The 17,472-nt window shown below is 29.0% G+C and carries 17 protein-coding genes; all 17 read left to right on the top strand.

The genetic code is table 11. From position 1 onward, the window contains the following. Positions 1-135: 135 nt before the first annotated feature. On the top strand, positions 136-1,005 hold the full coding sequence (locus tag G6042_RS08650; protein WP_169523924.1) for an ABC transporter permease: 870 nt from the start codon (positions 136-138) through the stop codon (positions 1,003-1,005). An 18-nt stretch (positions 1,006-1,023) separates the two neighbouring features. After that, entirely contained in the window at positions 1,024-2,286 is a 1,263-nt protein-coding gene (locus tag G6042_RS08645; protein WP_169523923.1) for an ABC transporter ATP-binding protein, read from the top strand. Beyond that, a complete protein-coding gene (locus G6042_RS08640; protein ID WP_169523922.1) occupies positions 2,283-2,984 on the top strand; it encodes a class I SAM-dependent methyltransferase in 702 nt (233 codons plus the stop codon). Before G6042_RS08645 ends, G6042_RS08640 begins: the two co-directional genes overlap by 4 nt. A gap of 4 nt (positions 2,985-2,988) precedes the next feature. After that, complete coding sequence (locus tag G6042_RS08635; RefSeq protein WP_169523921.1) at positions 2,989-4,062, top strand: DegT/DnrJ/EryC1/StrS family aminotransferase; 1,074 nt, start codon at positions 2,989-2,991, stop codon at positions 4,060-4,062. Next, positions 4,059-4,703 (top strand): acetyltransferase, encoded by a 645-nt coding sequence (locus G6042_RS08630; protein ID WP_169523920.1) that lies wholly within the window; start codon positions 4,059-4,061, stop codon positions 4,701-4,703. Before G6042_RS08635 ends, G6042_RS08630 begins: the two co-directional genes overlap by 4 nt. 9 nt (positions 4,704-4,712) lie before the next feature. Then, a complete protein-coding gene (locus G6042_RS08625) occupies positions 4,713-5,906 on the top strand; it encodes a TDP-N-acetylfucosamine:lipid II N-acetylfucosaminyltransferase (RefSeq protein WP_169523918.1) in 1,194 nt (397 codons plus the stop codon). Positions 5,907-6,021: 115 nt separating this feature from the next. After that, positions 6,022-6,984, top strand: a complete 963-nt coding sequence (locus G6042_RS08620) for a glycosyltransferase family 2 protein (RefSeq protein WP_169523917.1) — start codon at positions 6,022-6,024, stop codon at positions 6,982-6,984. After that, positions 6,985-7,908 (top strand): glycosyltransferase family 2 protein, encoded by a 924-nt coding sequence (locus tag G6042_RS08615; RefSeq protein WP_169523915.1) that lies wholly within the window; start codon positions 6,985-6,987, stop codon positions 7,906-7,908. Continuing rightward, a complete protein-coding gene (locus tag G6042_RS08610) occupies positions 7,905-8,840 on the top strand; it encodes a hypothetical protein (RefSeq protein ID WP_169523913.1) in 936 nt (311 codons plus the stop codon). The genes G6042_RS08615 and G6042_RS08610 overlap by 4 nt, the downstream gene beginning before the upstream one ends. Before the next feature lie 3 nt (positions 8,841-8,843). Next, a complete protein-coding gene (locus tag G6042_RS08605) occupies positions 8,844-9,791 on the top strand; it encodes a glycosyltransferase family 2 protein (RefSeq protein ID WP_169523911.1) in 948 nt (315 codons plus the stop codon). After that, complete coding sequence (locus tag G6042_RS08600; protein WP_169523909.1) at positions 9,788-10,864, top strand: glycosyltransferase family 4 protein; 1,077 nt, start codon at positions 9,788-9,790, stop codon at positions 10,862-10,864. The genes G6042_RS08605 and G6042_RS08600 overlap by 4 nt, the downstream gene beginning before the upstream one ends. Positions 10,865-10,911: 47 nt before the next feature. Beyond that, positions 10,912-11,817, top strand: coding sequence for a glycosyltransferase family 2 protein (locus G6042_RS08595; protein ID WP_169523907.1), 906 nt, complete (start codon positions 10,912-10,914; stop codon positions 11,815-11,817). Between the two features lie 42 nt (positions 11,818-11,859). Next, complete coding sequence (locus tag G6042_RS08590) at positions 11,860-12,948, top strand: glycosyltransferase (protein WP_169523905.1); 1,089 nt, start codon at positions 11,860-11,862, stop codon at positions 12,946-12,948. After that, positions 12,949-14,322, top strand: coding sequence for an asparagine synthase-related protein (locus G6042_RS08585; RefSeq protein WP_169523904.1), 1,374 nt, complete (start codon positions 12,949-12,951; stop codon positions 14,320-14,322). Next, entirely contained in the window at positions 14,319-15,497 is a 1,179-nt protein-coding gene (locus G6042_RS08580; protein WP_169523902.1) for a glycosyltransferase family 4 protein, read from the top strand. Before G6042_RS08585 ends, G6042_RS08580 begins: the two co-directional genes overlap by 4 nt. After that, positions 15,494-16,663 (top strand): glycosyltransferase family 4 protein, encoded by a 1,170-nt coding sequence (locus G6042_RS08575; protein ID WP_169523900.1) that lies wholly within the window; start codon positions 15,494-15,496, stop codon positions 16,661-16,663. Before G6042_RS08580 ends, G6042_RS08575 begins: the two co-directional genes overlap by 4 nt. Positions 16,664-16,740: 77 nt before the next feature. Then, positions 16,741-17,472 (top strand): FkbM family methyltransferase, encoded by a 732-nt coding sequence (locus G6042_RS08570; RefSeq protein ID WP_169523899.1) that lies wholly within the window; start codon positions 16,741-16,743, stop codon positions 17,470-17,472.

Below are 17,472 nucleotides of genomic sequence, written 5' to 3'. Positions count from 1 at the left end.
TACAAAAGTAGATTTTTTACAGCGATATTTTGTTTTTACTTGCTAGAAAACATTTACAAAAGTTTCCAAATAAATAAATTTGCCACTTTAGTAAAATGAATTACTTTTGAAATCGTAGTAAAATCAAGGAAAAATATGAATAATAAACAGTTCGAAAAAAACGAATGGTTGTATGAGATAACTTCAAAAAGGAGTTTATTTTCTTTGAATTTAAGAGAAATTTGGCAATATCGCGATTTGTTATTTCTATTTGTAAAAAGAGATGTCGTAACTGTTTATAAACAAACTGTTTTAGGACCATTGTGGTATTTTATTCAGCCGCTTTTTACGGCTATTACTTTTACTATTATCTTCAACAAAGTAGCCGGAATTCAAACAGGTGGAATTCCTCCGTTTTTATTTAATTTGGCTGGAATTATCACTTGGAATTATTTTACAGCTTGTTTAAATGAAACTTCGGATACTTTTAAGAAAAATGCATCCATTTTTGGCAAAGTTTATTTTCCTAGGGCAATTATGCCTATTTCTACCGTTATTACTAATTTGATAAAATTAGGTATTCAGTTACTAATCTTTTTTAGTGTGTATGTTTATTTTTTATTAAACGGAATGAATAATGTGCTGGATTGGAAAGTTTTGTTGTTTCCTTTTTTAGTCATTATCATGGGTATTTTAGGTTTAGGATTAGGAATGATAATATCTTCTATGGTAACTAAATATAGGGATTTATCATTTTTAGTAACTTTTGGAGTTCAATTATTGATGTATGTATCAGCAGTAATGTATCCTATGGAATTAATGAGAGAAAAACTACCACAATTGGGTTGGTTAATAGACTACAATCCATTGGCTTATGTTATAGAAGCCTCACGCTATTTATTATTAGATAAAGGTTCAGTTTCAGGGTTTGGAATAGTTTATACAGCCTTAATTACGGTTGTTGTTTTTCTAATAGGATTGGTAATCTTTAATCGAACGGAGAAAAGTTTTATCGATACCGTATAATTTATAATTTTTGAGAAAGTGTCTGATAAGAATATCATATTAAAAGCCGAAAATATTTCTAAGCAATATCGTTTAGGAGTAGTTGGAACAGGAACTATTAGCCATGATCTCAATAGATGGTGGCATAAAGTTAGAGGTAAAGAAGATCCATATTTAAAACTAGGAGAAGTAAACGACCGAACAAAAAAAGCCGATAGTGATTATGTTTGGGCAATTAAAGACATTAATTTTGAAGTAGAACGCGGAGAAGTTCTGGGTATTATCGGTAAAAACGGTGCAGGAAAATCTACCTTACTAAAGATTTTGTCCAAAGTAACTTCGCCAACCACTGGAGTTATCAAATCGCGTGGTAGAATTGCGTCTTTGCTCGAAGTAGGTACTGGATTTAATCCAGAACTTACCGGTAGAGAAAACATCTATTTGAATGGTGCCATTTTGGGAATGACCAAAAAAGAAATTACGTCAAAACTAGATGAAATTATCGAATTTAGTGGATGCGAACGCTATATTGATACGCCAACCAAACGCTACAGCAGCGGAATGACTGTTCGATTAGGATTTGCTGTTGCTGCATTTCTTGAACCCGAAATTTTAGTAGTAGATGAAGTACTAGCTGTAGGTGATGCCGAGTTTCAAAAGAAAGCCATTGGTAAAATGCAGAGTATTTCAAAAAATGAAGGGCGAACCGTTTTGTTTGTTAGTCACAATATGGCTGCGGTGAAGAGTTTGTGCACAAAGGGGATTGTTTTGGAGCATGGAAAAGTAGTATTTAGCAGTGATGCCGAAAGTGCGGTAAATTATTATTTAGAAAAAGAATCTTTTGAAAAAGTAATATATAAAAAAGAAGAATTAGACCAATTGTATAGTTCGGATAAAATAGTGATTAACCAACTAGAGTTATGTTCAGACAATTTTTTTTCCATTGAGAATAAAACATTTGTTAAGATAAATTATGATGTTTTGTCTGATTTGAGTGCCTTTAATTTTAGTCTTGTGTTGAAAGATTTTAATGATATTTTTATATTAAACTCAATATCTGATGTTGAAAATATTAAAGTAGGAAATTATGATGCATTGTTTGAAATTCCTGAAAATTTTTTAAACGATTTGAAGTATAAATTAAGATTAATTTTTGTTAATCAATCTAAAATACTAATAGATCTTGATGATGTTTTTTCATGGAGCGCAGTTGAAACTGAAGAAAGAAAAATGAATTGGTTTGGTAAAATTGGAGGTGTAGTTAGACCAGAATTAAAATGGATGATTAATAAATTAAGATGAGAAATATCGATAGATTAACAATAGAAAATATGGATATTTATTATCCATTAACCCAAAAGAAAGAATTGATTAAAAGAATTTCAAAAAATGTATTTAAAAATGGAAATCTTCTCGATTTGGGTTGTGGAACAATGCCTTATAAAAAATTAATATTAGAAAACTCAGGTGTTACAAGTTATGTTGGTGTTGATATTGAAAATCCAATATATCAAAAAACACTAAAGCCCGATTTTTTTTGGGATGGTTTTGAAGTTCCACTTGAAAGTTCGACATTTGATAATGCAATATTAATTGAGGTTTTGGAACACATGACCAAACCTGAAAATACGATAAAAGAATTAAGTAGATTGTTAAAAAAGGATGCAAATTTGTTAATTACAGTTCCCTTTTTATGGACTTTACACGATATACCAAATGATGAGTACCGATATACACCATTTTCTTTAAAGAGAATGTTAGAGGATAATAATTTTGAAATTATTAATTTAGAAAGTTTCAATAATTGGCATGGTAGTATGGCATCCATGTTAGCATTGTATGCAAGAAGAGGTTGTCCATCTAAACATAGAAAATTACTTTCCACTTTGCTGCTCCCTTTAGTTAAATATTTAATGAAGAAAGATTTAGCAACTACAAAATCTAATTTTAGCGAAGGTCAAATGATAACAGGTATTTGGTGTTTAGCAAGAAGAAAATAAAACTATGATCAACGTAACAAAAACTTTTTTTCCATCCATAGAAGAGTATCAAGCTCAATTGCAACGCATTTGGTCCAACCAGTGGTTAACAAATCGTGGAGAATTGATATTGGAGTTGGAAGATAAGTTAAAAGCATATCTATCCGTTGAGCATATTCTAATCACAAATAATGGTACAGTACCTATTCAAATAGCATTAAAATTATTAGGAATTGGAGGCGAAATTATAACTACTCCATTCAGTTATGTAGCAACAACAGCTGCGATAGTTTGGGAAAACTGTACACCAATTTTTGTAGATATCCATCCAGACTATTTAACAATTGATGAAACAAAAATTGAAGCCGCTATCACTGAAAAAACTACATGTATTTTAGCAACACATGTTTATGGAAACCCTTGTCATGTAGAAGCTATTGAAGCTATTGCTAAAAAATACAATTTAAAAGTAATTTATGATGCCGCTCATGCTTTTGGTGTAACCTACAATAATCAATCTATTTTTAATTATGGAGATGTGAGTACCTGTAGTTTTCACGCAACAAAGTTGTTTCACACTGCTGAAGGAGGCGCATTGTTTACAAAAGATACAACTTTACAGCATGAATTATTTTATAGCCATAATTTTGGACATAATGGACCGTTAGCATTTCATGGATTAGGAATTAATGGTAAAATATCTGAATTACAAGCGGCAATGGGATTAGCTGTTTTGTCTCATATGGTAATTATTTTAAGAGAGCGAAAGCGAGTGGTTGATTATTATAATGAAAATTTAGACTTAACACAAATTCAAACATTAAAAATAAGAGAAAATACGCAATGGAATTATAGTTATTATCCCGTTATTTTTAAAGATGAAACTACATTACTACGTGTTCAAAAAGCGTTGAATGAAGTTCAGATTTTTCCAAGACGTTATTTTTATCCGTCTCTGAATACCTTGCCATATATTGATAATACGATTATGCCAGTTTCCGAAAGTATAGCTTCAAGGATACTTTGTTTGCCTTTATTTGTTGAGCTAGATCAAAATAATTTACAACAGATAGTTTCCATATTAAATGCTAATTTATGATTCTAGTAGGTGCTAAAGGATTTGCAAAAGAAGTATTAGAGGTTTTACATCAATTGAACCAACTGGATCATTTGGTATTTTATGATGATGTGAATGAAGATACTCCTCATTTATTATACGAACAATTTCCAGTTTTGAAAACTAAGGAAGCTGCTGCTCATTATTTTAAAACAGTTGATAATCGATTTACAATAGGTGTTGGTAATCCTGTTCTAAGAAAAAAGTTGGTTGTAAAATTTGAAGCCATAGGAGGTGTTTTTACAAGTACTATAAGTCCTAATGCACACATTGGTCATTTTGGAAACTGTATTGATGATGGCTGTAATATTATGACAAATGCTTTAATCTCTAATAATGTTAAAATTGGTAAGGGAGCATTAATATATTTTAATACTATTATAACGCATGATACAATTATTAAAGATTTTGTTGAAATATCACCCGGAGCAACATTGTTAGGTAATTGCAATATTGGTAATTATTCACAAATAGGTTCAAATGCCACAATTTTACCAAAAGTAAGCATTGGAGAAAATGTGATCGTTGGAGCGGGTTCAGTTGTAACTAAGGATGTGCCTGATAATTGTTTGGTTGTAGGTATTCCAGCTAAAATAATCAAAGAATTAGAACCTTTAAATTAATTATTTTTAATGCCAACTTCAATTATTCATATTTTTAACGATGATAAGTTTATTGATCCAAGTATTAAATTGTTTGAGGAAGTTATTCCAAATCAATCTGTTTACTTCATAATCAAAAGAAGTGATGTCTCATTACATTATGTTAAATCTACAAATGTCAAAAAAATAGATTTATCATTACATCAAGAAAAAAAGGAATTGTTAGATTTTATAAATTCCAAATTAAATCATGTTGTGTTTTTTCATGCTTTAGATAAAGACAAACAAAATTTAGTTATTGAAATTTTACCCATTATAAAAAAAGTATGGTTTATATGGGGATATGATTTGTATAGTAATTGGTCTCTTTTAAAAAAAGATATTTACCAATCTAAAACTAAATCGTTTCTAAAAATTAAATCAAATTTTAAATACAAAATACTGAATAGCTGGTTCGCGTTTTTGTTATTTCAAAATTCAAAATTAATTAGAAAAGTAAATTTAAAAAGTTACAAAATACTTGATAATACTTTTAATACAAAATTTTATCAATCGGTTCAATTAATTGATTTTGTCGTACCAGTTGTACCAACGGAATTTTCATTAGTAAAAAAAATCAATTCAAAAGTTAAGTATGCTCCATTTACTTATGGCTGTCTTGAAGATTTGTTAGACGATAAATTAGATAAGAATGTTAAAAATCAACCTAATATTTTAGTAGGCAATTCAGCTGATCCATCCAACAACCATGTTGAAGTTTTTTTAAAATTGTCCAAATTAGATTTGAAAGATAGAATCGTTTATGTTCCTTTAAGTTATGGGGGAAATGAAAATTACAAAAATCATGTTTTGAATGCAGGACGTGAATTACTTGGTGTTAATTTTCATCCATTGATAGATTTTATGCCTCTTGAAAAATACAATCAAATTTTGTTAAGTTGTGGAACTTTGATTTTTAATCATATCAGACAACAAGGAGTTGGAAATATAATTATTTCAGGTTATTTAGGAGCGACTCTTTTTCTTAACAAAAAAAGTCCAGTATATAAATATTATAAATCTATAGGTATTGAAGTTTTTTCTACAAGCCAGGTTTCCAAAAAAAGTTTTAACCCTTTAAACGAAAGATTTGCAACTCAAAATAGAGATATTTTATATAGTTTATATTCAAGAAAAGCAGTGCATGAAAAAATTAAAACGTTGATCCAAATTATTGATAAGTAAAAGAGAATTTTACACCATAATAAAAATTTAATGCACGATAAAGTATTTCACAATTCTTATATTTGAAACAAATTAAACACAAAGAAAGTTATTCTTTTTAAAGAATAAAAATTCAATGAATACTCCATTAGTTTCCATAATCATCCCAACCTTTAATCGCACTCATTTAATAGGAGAAACACTTGATAGTGTTTTGGCTCAAACCTACACCAATTGGGAGTGTATCATTGTAGATGATGGCAGTAGTGATCATACCGACGAGGTAGTAGAAGCATACGTGAAAAAAGACAAACGTTTTCAATACCATCATCGTCCCGAAACCCACAAACCCGGAGGAAACGGCGCAAGAAATTACGGTTTTGAGTTAAGTAAAGGAGAATATGTCAATTGGTTTGATAGTGATGATTTGATGTTGGAGGATTTTATAAAAGCAAAGATTGAGGCTTTTACAGATGAATTATATTTTGTTATATGTTCGGGATCTTATTGGAATTCTAATGATAACTCAAAAGAGAATATTGAATTAAAAGTAAATTCTTGTTTATTTCAGGATTATGTTATGTGGAAGACACATATACTAACTCCTTCTGTACTAATAAAAAAACATTTTTTATCAGATAAAGAGCTTTTTTCCGATAAGATTACCAGAGGACAGGAAACAGAACTGTTTTCCCGATTGTTTTTTGAACTTCCTGAAGATAAATACAAAATCATCAACATTCCTTTATTTTTATATAGGCAGCACGAACAGACAAAAACGCATAGTAATAATAAATATATTAAATCGTATAAAGAATCACAGACATTTATTGCTGTTGAAAATCTAAAAAAGAGCATAAAAATAGAAAACAAACTTTTAATAAATTATTACTATAAAGGATTATTAGATTTATTTTTCAGAGCTGTCGAAAATAACCATAAACAGAATGCAGAGTATATTTTAGATAATTTGCCAGACTTAATAAAAAAATTGAACAAAAAACTTTCTTTTCAAATTTATTGTTTTGGGAAATTATCTGTTTTTTTAAACAGGGGTAGTTATCGTATAGAAAAACATCTTAAATCATATTCATTTTAAATGAACACTCCACTCGTTTCCATAATCATTCCAACCTACAACCGTGCGCACCTCATTGGCGAAACGCTTAATAGCGTTTTGGCACAAACCTACACCCATTGGGAATGTATCATTGTAGATGACGGCAGTACCGATAATACGGATGAAGTGGTAGGAGAATATGTAAAAAAAGACAGTCGTTTTCAATATCATAAAAGAGATTTTAATAAAAGAAAAGGAGCAAGTAGTTGTAGGAATATTGGGTTGGAGTTGGCTAATGGAGAATATATCCAGTTTTTGGATTCTGATGATTTAATGGATGATAATAAGATTGAAGTGCAGATTGATAAATTGATTAGAATAGAAGGTCTTTGTATTGCTTTTTGTAAATGGGGGAATTTTAGCAATATAAATGTAAAAAAATGCTATGATAACTTTAAGGTATATAACGAATTTGATGATGGTTATATGTTTTTTGATGCAATGAAAGACTCTAGAGGATTTTTACCAATTCATTCATATTTAATTAAACAAGAAATAATTGGCAAAGCGGGATGTTGGAATGAATTTTTAACTAATAATGATGATGCAGAATTTATGGTAAGGATAATTTCACATATTGAAAAAATTATTTATTGTGAAGAATCAAGTGTTTGGTATAGATTAAACGGAGAAGATAATTTAAGCTTATTAAAAGATAAGAGTAGAGTTGAAAGTAGTATATATAGTTGGCAGTTAATTTATGGATATTTGAAGGTAAGATATCAAGTTAATGAAATTCCTTTCGTTGAATCATCTATTCAGAGGGTTTATAAAATGGTAAAAAAAAATTACCCCGAACTAGTGAAAGATTACAAACATTTTTTTTATAAACAGATAAAAGCTAATGATAAAAGTAGATTTTCGATTAAAAAGCTTTTAAAAAACATTCTATTATTTCAATGAAAAAACTATGCTTTACAACATTTATTTTTGGATCATATCAGAAATACATACCATATTACATATACTCAATTGGGAGGACTTATCCAGAAGCTTATGTTAAAGTTTTTATTGATAAATCATTAAACAATAAAGTTTTAAAATGTCTTGATACCATAAAGACCAATGGTTTTGTGAACTTTGAGATAATTCCGGTTAATTTTCAAAATTTAGACTACTTCAATGATTATAAAATCAGGGGAGGAGGGACGAAAACTTTATTTCGTTGGCTATTTGATTACAAGTATTTTATTGATTTTGATTATTTATACTATGGAGATGTTGACATATTAATTTTGCCCGAAAAAGAACCATTGTTAGAATTACATGTTAGAAAAATTAAGGATTTTAAAGTCCCATTTTCAAATATGGTCAGGAAGAATGATAAAGGGGTAATTTTAAATCGGCTATCAGGACTTCATTTTGTAGAAACAAAGCAATATTTTGAAAAGATAAATCCAATTATTTGTCAAATACTCAACAATCAAGTCTATAGAGATGAAATAATGAAAGATGTTGTAAGAGATGAACAATTGTTATATGAAATGAATAAAATCGCTTTTGATTTTGACGAATCGTTATTAGCAAGTTTTCAAAGACCTATACATGGTATTCATTTGGGGTTTTTAAGAACAATTAAAAATATTCAATCTATAAAAGATCATTTAAATTATCACCAAATATCAGTTAGTCAAGAAGAGTTGATAGAATCTTTAAAGATTATATATAAAGATCCTATTTTTCAGAAAATTAGTAAATTATGTTTTTTAAATGAGTTTTATATTTTAAATAAATACTTAAAAATAAATAACCCGATAAGTTGGAAAGTATCGGTATTGAAAAATAGTATTAATAAAATTTTTAAAAGAATTATTTTAAAATTTCGTAAAGTTTAAAAGATGAAACCTCTCGTTTCCATAATCATTCCAACCTATAACCGTGCTCACCTGATAGGCGAAACGCTCGATAGCGTTTTGGCACAAACCTACACAAATTGGGAATGCATCATTGTAGATGATGGAAGTACTGATAATACTGATGAAGTAGTAGAAGCATATGTTGAAAAAGACAGTCGTTTTCGATATTACCATAGACCACATTTTTTCAATAAAGGAGTTGGTTCGTGTAGGAATTACGGATTAGAACTAAGCAAGGGAGATTATATCAATTGGTTTGATAGTGATGATGTTATGGATGAAAATTTCATTTTTGAAAAAATGAATATTATTACAAAACAACCTGATGCAGATATTGTATTTTGTGGTTATGGTTACTTTGATGTAAATGGTATTCAAAACCGTGTATCAAACATATCATTTTCCGGTAATATCATTAATGATTTGATTGATAATAAAATAAACTTTTCACCTCTACCATTTTTAATAAAAAAAAGTTGTCTCAAACAACTGCGTTTTTCTGAAGGATTAAGCAGGAATGAAGATTTGGATTTTTTCTTTAATTTTTTTATTCAAAGAAAAAATATAAAAATTTGTCATACTGAAAAAAAAATTTTGTTTTATGTAAGGAAACATCAGTTATCTGTAAGTTCTCATACTGATATTGATGGGAGACAATTAATATCCTCATATTTGGTTCACGAAAAAATAATGAATTATTTTAGGGAAGAGAAAAACAAATTAGGATACATGAAGTATGTAAAGCTTCTTTTAACAGATTTAAAATCTATTTTAGAAAATAAAAAGTACTTATTTGTAATTAAACATGTATATGAGGCTAATTATTTGACCTCTATAAATAAAGTTAGACTATTTTTTTACACAATCTTTTTTTTCTTCTTAAAGAAGAGTTCATATAGATTTAAATTGATTACGGTTAAAGAATTATGAAAATCCTCTACATATATGATAATTATCCGCAAACGTACCAAAAGTATCTATTGGTATTGTTAAAGAAATTGCGTGAAAAGCAATCTGTTTCCTCTCTTACTTATTCCAAAAGTCCAGAAACGGATTACAATGTGGTTTCGTATGGATTTAAAGACAAAATACAACGCTTAAAATATAAATTAGGAGTATCAAAATTTCCTTCTTTAGATAGTAAGATAATGTCAAAATTTGATATTGTTCACATTCAACACAGCTATTTATGGAGGAAACTTTTAGTTTTTGAAAAATTACCAAATAAACCAAAAATTATAATTACACTAAGAGGCGGAGATACTTATATAAAACCTTGGATAAGCAAATCTTGGAGAGAATTTTATAATAAAAAATCACATTTGGTAGATGTTTTTGTGGTGATGAGTCAAAATCAAAAAGAATATCTTACCAAATGGGGTATTTCTGAAGAAAAAATAGTTGTTATTCCTATTTCATTTGGAAACCCATCTGATACAAAACCAAAATACCCAAACGGCGACAAACTAAAACTTGTTTCTGCTTTCAGAATGACATGGGAAAAAAACATTGAAGGAACTTTACAGTTTGCAAAAGCTCTTCAAGAAAAAAATATTGATTTTGAGTTTGATATATATGGAGATGGAAATGATTTAGGAGAATTATATTATTTAATAGATTGTTTAGGTTTAAATAATTGCGTATTTCCTAAAGGAAAAGTTGCAAATGAAGATTTGTTGCGAAAACTTTCTGAATATGATTTTATGATTCAACTCAGTCTTTCAGATGCTTTTCCTACAACAATTTTAGAAGCACAATCTAGAGGAATTCCATGTATTGTGTCTGATTCAGGAGGCTTGCCAGAAGCAGGGATTAAAAGCGAAACTATAATTGTAAACAATTACAATCAAATTGATTATTTTGCTGATGAAACCATAAAACTTTGGAAAGACAAAGAACGATACTATTCTTTTTCAAAAAAAGCTATTGATTTTGTTAATGATAATTTTTCTACAGAAAAAGAGATAGAACGACTAATAGATTTATATAAAAAAATGGTTTAAATTTTGCCTAAAAAAGTGAATTCTTTTTACAAATCAATAAATGATTTATGAAACTCTCAATCGTACTTCCCATCTACAACGGCGAAAGCACTTTGCCTCAAACGTTGGATAGTTTGGTCAACCAGACTTTTCAGGATTTTGAGTTGGTGGTGTGTATTGATGGGACAAAAGATAATTCGCTAAACATACTAAATCAGTATCGGGATAAGTTTAAAAAGATGGTTATTCTCGAAAATCCCGTTAATATGGGATTGGGAGCTACAATGAACAAGCTTGTAAGCTGCAGTTCGGGAGAATATATAGCAGTAGCAGAGCAAGACGATTTCTATTATCCCGAAAGATTAAAACTACAAACAGAAATTTTAGACAATAATCCGAGTATTGGTTTAGTTTCGGGTATTGCAGATTTTTGGAATGGAGACAAAATTACTTCTCGATTTCCCGGACTTTTAGTAAATAAAAAACAGTATCCTCAAAACAAAGAACTTTTTTTGTGGATGTACAGAGAGCAAAGTAAAATTGCTAATAGTTGTATGATGTTCCGTAAATCAGTTCATACAGATAATGGTTTGTATTTTTCAAAGCACTATCCGAGTATTTCTGTAGATTGGTCTTACTTTTTACGTTTTTCGTTAGTTTCAGAGGTTTACGGAATTCCAGAATCCTTAGTCCGTTTAGACAGAAGAGTAGATAGAAATTCCGTTACTACACACAAAGAAAAGCAACACAAAGCAGCAAGAGAACTGATACGTTCTTTCAGATACGAATACCCGAATCTCATCACAAAAAAAGATTACAAATTTGCAATGACAACCCAACATCTGATGGAACTTTCAGGAAAAAGCATAAAGAATTTTATATTTCCTTTTTTATGTGCTTTTTTCCAAAATCCTACAGATAAAAGATGGAAAAACTACCTGAAAAACAGAGTTAAACGTTTTGTGAAAAAATAAATTTTATATGAACTTATATGTCTTAAATGGTTAAATAAGCAAATGAAAAAACTAAAAATCCTTTATACCATTCCTAATTTTGATACTGCCGGAAGTGGTAAGGTTTTGTATGATTTGGCGGCAAATTTAGATAAGAAAAAATTTGAAGTTCACATTGCTTGTTCTCACAGCAGAGGAACTTTTTTTCAGGAAGTTGAAAAATTAGGATTTCCGATACATCTTATCGAAACAACTTGCAAACCAAAACCTTATTTAACCATTTTAAAGAGAATAAAACCTTATAGAGATTTTATTAAAAAATATCAGTTTGATGTAGTTCATTCGTGGCATTGGAGCAGTGACTGGACAGAAGTTTTGGGAGCAAAATTGGGAGGAGCAAAATTTGTTTATACAAAAAAAGCGATGACTTGGGGAAATATCCATTGGAAAATCAGAAGTTATCTTTCAGATTTTATAATTACGATAAATGAAGAAATGAAAAATTATTTTCCAAATAAAAAACAGCAAAAACTAATTCCTTTGGGTTTGGATACCGAATATTACAGCCCTGAACATTTTTCTAAAAAAACAAATTCGGAAAAATTAAACATAATAACGGTTGCTAATTTAGTTCCGGTAAAAGGTGTTGAATTACTGATAGATGCAGTTTTAAAACTAAATAATTCTAATATAAATCTTACTGTTTTAGGTGATGACAGAAGCGATTATGCAACTGAACTAAAACAAAAAGTAAAAGAACTGAACAAAGAAAATCAAATCCGTTTTTTAGGAAAACACAATGATGTTCGTCCGTTTTTAGCAAAATCCGATTTGTATGTAATTCCAACTTTAAACGAAGGTAGAAAAGAAGGAATGCCTATGGCTTTGGTTGAGGCAATGAGTATGGGAGTTCCGGTTTTGGGTTCAAATATTACAGGGATAAATTTTGTTTTAAAAGATTTTAAAGAATTATTATTTGAAGCAAAAAACAGTTCCGAATTAGCTCAAAAAATCGATTTATTTTATAAAAAAACAACAGACGAAAAAACGGAAATAAGCCAAAAATTACGCAGTTATGTCATTGAAAATTTTTCAATGGGAAAATTTATTTCAGAACACGAAAAATTATATTTGTCATTAGTCAAAAAATAAATGAGAGAAATTAAAACCAACATAATTCCGTCAAAAGTAATTTTTACAGGAGAGCAAAAAACACTTGACCTGAAAGCCATTTGTGTTTTTTCGGCTTTGGGTTTTTTTTTGGATGACGACTCTTATTTTGTAGAACAAAAAGCACTAAAACCGGCTACGGAATATAAAATCGAAAACGATAAAATCATTTCAGAAAAAGAATATTTCAAATGGTTTTACAATCCAAAAGAACGTTCTTTAAAACAAATTACAGAAGAATTCGCATTTCTTTTTGAACAAATTCTAAAAGAACAATCCGAAAACAAAAAAGTAATTCTCGCTCTGTCAGGAGGTTTGGATAGTCGAACGCAAGCGTGTGGACTCCATCATATCAAGGCAGATGTAAATTCGTATAGTTACAGTTTTTCAGGTGGACACGATGAAACCAAATATTCTGAAAGAATAGCAAAAGTTTGCGGTTTTCCGTTTCATAATTGGAAAATTCCGAATGGCTATTTATGGGATAAAATTGAAGATTTAGCCAAAATTAACGGCTGTTATTCCGATTTTACACATCCAAGGCAAATGGCTTTTATCGAAAAATATGCGGCAATGGGTGATGTTTTTTCGTTAGGACATTGGGGCGATGTACTTTTTGATGACATGGGAATTCCAGATGATTTATCGGTAGAAAATCAAGTTGAAATTTTACTCAAAAAAGTACTCAAAAAAGGAGGTTTAGCATTGGCTACTTCGCTTTGGAAAGCATGGAATATTGAAGGAGATTTTAAAGATTATCTATACGAAAGGCTAAAGGATTTATTAGTAAAAATCAATATTCCCGAAAGTGCCAATGCACAAATTCGAGCTTTCAAAAGTTTGTATTGGGCACCAAGATGGACAAGTACAAATTTGTCTATTTTTGAAAGTCAGCGCCCAATTTCACTTCCGTATTATGATAACCGAATGTGTGAATTTATTTGTACTGTTCCCGAAAAATATTTAGCCAAAAGGCAAATTCAGATTGAATATCTGAAAATGAGAAACTCGAAATTAGCAGAGATAACATGGCAAAGTCAAAAGCCTTTTAATTTGTACAATTATCATTTAAATAAAACGCCTTATAATTTACCTTATAGAATTTTTGATAAAGTAAAAAGAACTATTAATCCTCAAAAGTTTATTCAAAGAAATTGGGAACTACAGTTTTTAGGAGCCGAAAATGAAAAGCAATTGCAAAATTGGCTATTCAATAATCCTAAAATGAATGATATTTTAGATTCAACAATTACTAAAGATTTTTATCAAAAATTTAAAACAATTGATGATGTTTATTATTCGCATTCGGTTAGCATGCTGTTAACACTTTCATTGTTTTTCAAAAATAAAGAATGAGTAAAAAAGTTAAAATAGCAATTTATTCGGGTGAAATACCAAGTACTGTTTTTATTGAAAGACTTATTTTAGGTATGTCAAAAAACGATTACTTAGTTTATTTGTTTGGTTATCAAAAAAGAAAAGTAAACTATCAAAGTAAATCAATTTTTGTAAAAAGTTACTCGGATAATCGATTTTTTAAATTTTTACTATTGATAAAATATAGCGTGCTTTTGTTTTTGTTTAATAGAAAAGATAAAAAGACACTTGATATATTTATAAATCAAAACACAAAAAACAAAACGTTGTCCAAAATAAAGTATTATCCAGTTCTTTGGTATAAACCTGATGTTTTTCATATTCAATGGGCAAAAAGTATTTCCGATTGGTATTGGGTGCAACAATTTGGTATTAAGTTGGTTGTAAGTTTTCGAGGCGTTCATATAAATTATTCTCCAATTTTTGATCCAAAATTAGCTGAAATCTATCGAAAGTATTTTCCACAAGTTGATGGTTTTCATGCCGTTTCCAAAGCAATTTCATTAGAAGCTCAAAAATATGGCGCAGTTGCTGAAAAAATAAAAGTGGTTTACAGTGGACTTTCTGAAATTAAAAATGATAATCCAAGAGAAGAAAATGAAGGAGGTGAATTTAAAATCATTTCAGTAGGAAGAAACCATTGGGTAAAAGGCTATACTTATTCTATTGATGCTGTAAAAATATTGGTCAGTCATGGAGTTAATGTAAAATACACTATTATTGGTGGACAAAATTCAGAAGAATTATTGTTTAAAATAAAGAATTATCAGCTTGAGAATAATGTTGTTTTATTAGGAAATATTCCTTTTTCAGAAGTTCAAAAAATGATGAACAATTCGGATTTATTACTATTGCCAAGCGTTGAAGAAGGAATTGCAAATGTAGTTTTAGAAGCAATGCAGTTAGGAACTTTAGTTTTATCAACTGATTGTGGTGGAATGAATGAAGTGATCCAGCACAAGAAAAATGGATTTATTGTTCCTGTTAGAAATTCTCAAAAAATAGCCGATGCAGTACTCGAAATAATGAAGCTTACAGAAAATGAAAAAAACAACATAATTTCGAATGCAAAGGAAACCATCAATAAAAATCATACCGAAGATAAAATGATTAACGATATGATTTCGTTGTATAAAACCGTTTTAAACCAATGAAGATAGGACTTGTTTTGCCTAATATTCCTTCTTATTCTGAAACTTTTTTTAAGAATAAGATAGTTGGTTTACAACAAAATGGACATACGGTTATTTTATTTGTAAACAATTCTGAAGCCGAAAGTAAGTATCATAATTGTACTGTTGTTAAAGCTCCAAAATTAAATGGAAACAAAATTATAGTTCTTTGGAATTTACTTTTGGAACTTTTAAAGATGATTTTTATAAATCCCAAGAGAAGTTACAGGTTGTATAAATTCAATAAAAAAGATAATGTTTCTTTTATAAAAAACTTCAAAAGTATAGTATCAAATCAATTTTTATTAACTCAAAAATTAGATTGGTTGCATTTTGGTTTTGGAACTATGGCTATAGAAAGAGAAAATATTGCTCAAGCCATAGTAGCAAAAATGGCAGTGAGTTTTAGAGGTTATGACCATTATGTTTATCCGCAAAAAAATAAGAATTGTTATGAAATATTATCTTCTAAAAGTGTAAAGTATCATGTTTTGTCTGATGGAATGAAAAAAAGTTTGGAGGAAAAGGGTATTTCAGAAGCAAATATTTCAAAAATTACTCCTGCAATTGATATAAATCTTTTTGAAGCATTGATAATAAAAAAATCTACTGGAATTCTTCAAATCAAGACCATCGCTAGATTACATTGGATAAAAGGTTTAGAATATACACTTGAAGCCTTAGCTTTGTTGAAAACTGATGGAATTCAATTTCATTATACTATGATTGGTGATGGAATAGAAAAAGAACGCTTGGTTTTTGCGGTGCATCAATTGGGATTGTCTGAAAATGTAACATTTACAGGAAAACTATCACCGCAAGAAATTAAAGAAGAGTTGTCAAAAACCGATATTTATTTACAATACAGTATTCAGGAAGGTTTTTGTAATGCGGTACTTGAAGCCCAAGCCATGGGATTGGTATGTATAGTTTCTGATGCTGAAGGTTTGAGCGAAAATGTGTTACATAATCAAACCGGTTTTGTAGTGGCTAAACAAAATTCAAAATTGCTTTTTGAAAAAATAAAGCAAGTCATACAATTACCAGAAGCCGAAAAAAAAAATATTCAAGAACAAGCTATTTTGAGAGTTCAAAATGAGTTTAGTTTGGAGAAACAAAAAGAAAGATTTATAGAATTTTATCAATAATTAGAATTATGTATTATAAAAATATTTTTACCCGATTTATTTTCAGAAAAAATTTCTTTAGGAGAGTTAAAATGAGGTTGCTTAGAGAGAAAAGAAAAATTACTAAAAATGAGTATGATGATTTAGTATTTTTATATGAAAAATTAAAGCACCAACCCAACGTAATATTTGACTGTGGAGCAAATATAGGTTATGTCACTTATCAACTTAGTTCACGTTTTAAATCTTCAAAAATTTATTCATTTGAACCTAATCCTTCTGTTTTCAATAAATTAAAAAAAAGTGTTGAAACTAATAAAAACATTTCGGTTAATAATGTTGGAATTGGAGATGAAAAAAATAATTTAGAATTTTATAAAAACAACAATACAGGAACATCTTCATTTCTAGAGCCAAATGATTTTCATAAATCGAATTTAGCAAGAAAGTACCAAAAATTAAATGTGCCAATTATTTCTATTGGTGATTTTTGTTTAGAAAACAATATTGATAAAATTGATATTCTTAAACTAGATATCGAAGGATATGAGTTAAAAGCATTAAAAGGATGCAAGCAAATGTTAGAAAATAATAAAATTGATTTTATTTTTTCCGAAGTTAATTTAATCCCAACCTATGAGGGGCAATGTTTAATGGAAGAAATCATTTCTTTTTTGAGAAGTTTCAATTATATTCCTTATAATTTTTATGGAATCAACGAGAACAAACTTCGAGAAGCAATAATTACCAACATATTGTTTATCTCTAATGATGTGGCTAAAAAATTAGTTAAAGAGAATGGAGAAAATTCTGTTTATGTTAAAAATTAA

The organism is Flavobacterium solisilvae, from assembly GCF_012911605.1.
GTDB lineage: Bacteria > Bacteroidota > Bacteroidia > Flavobacteriales > Flavobacteriaceae > Flavobacterium > Flavobacterium solisilvae.
Note: the sequence above shows the minus strand (reverse complement) of the source record. Positions and strands in the feature narration are given on the sequence as shown.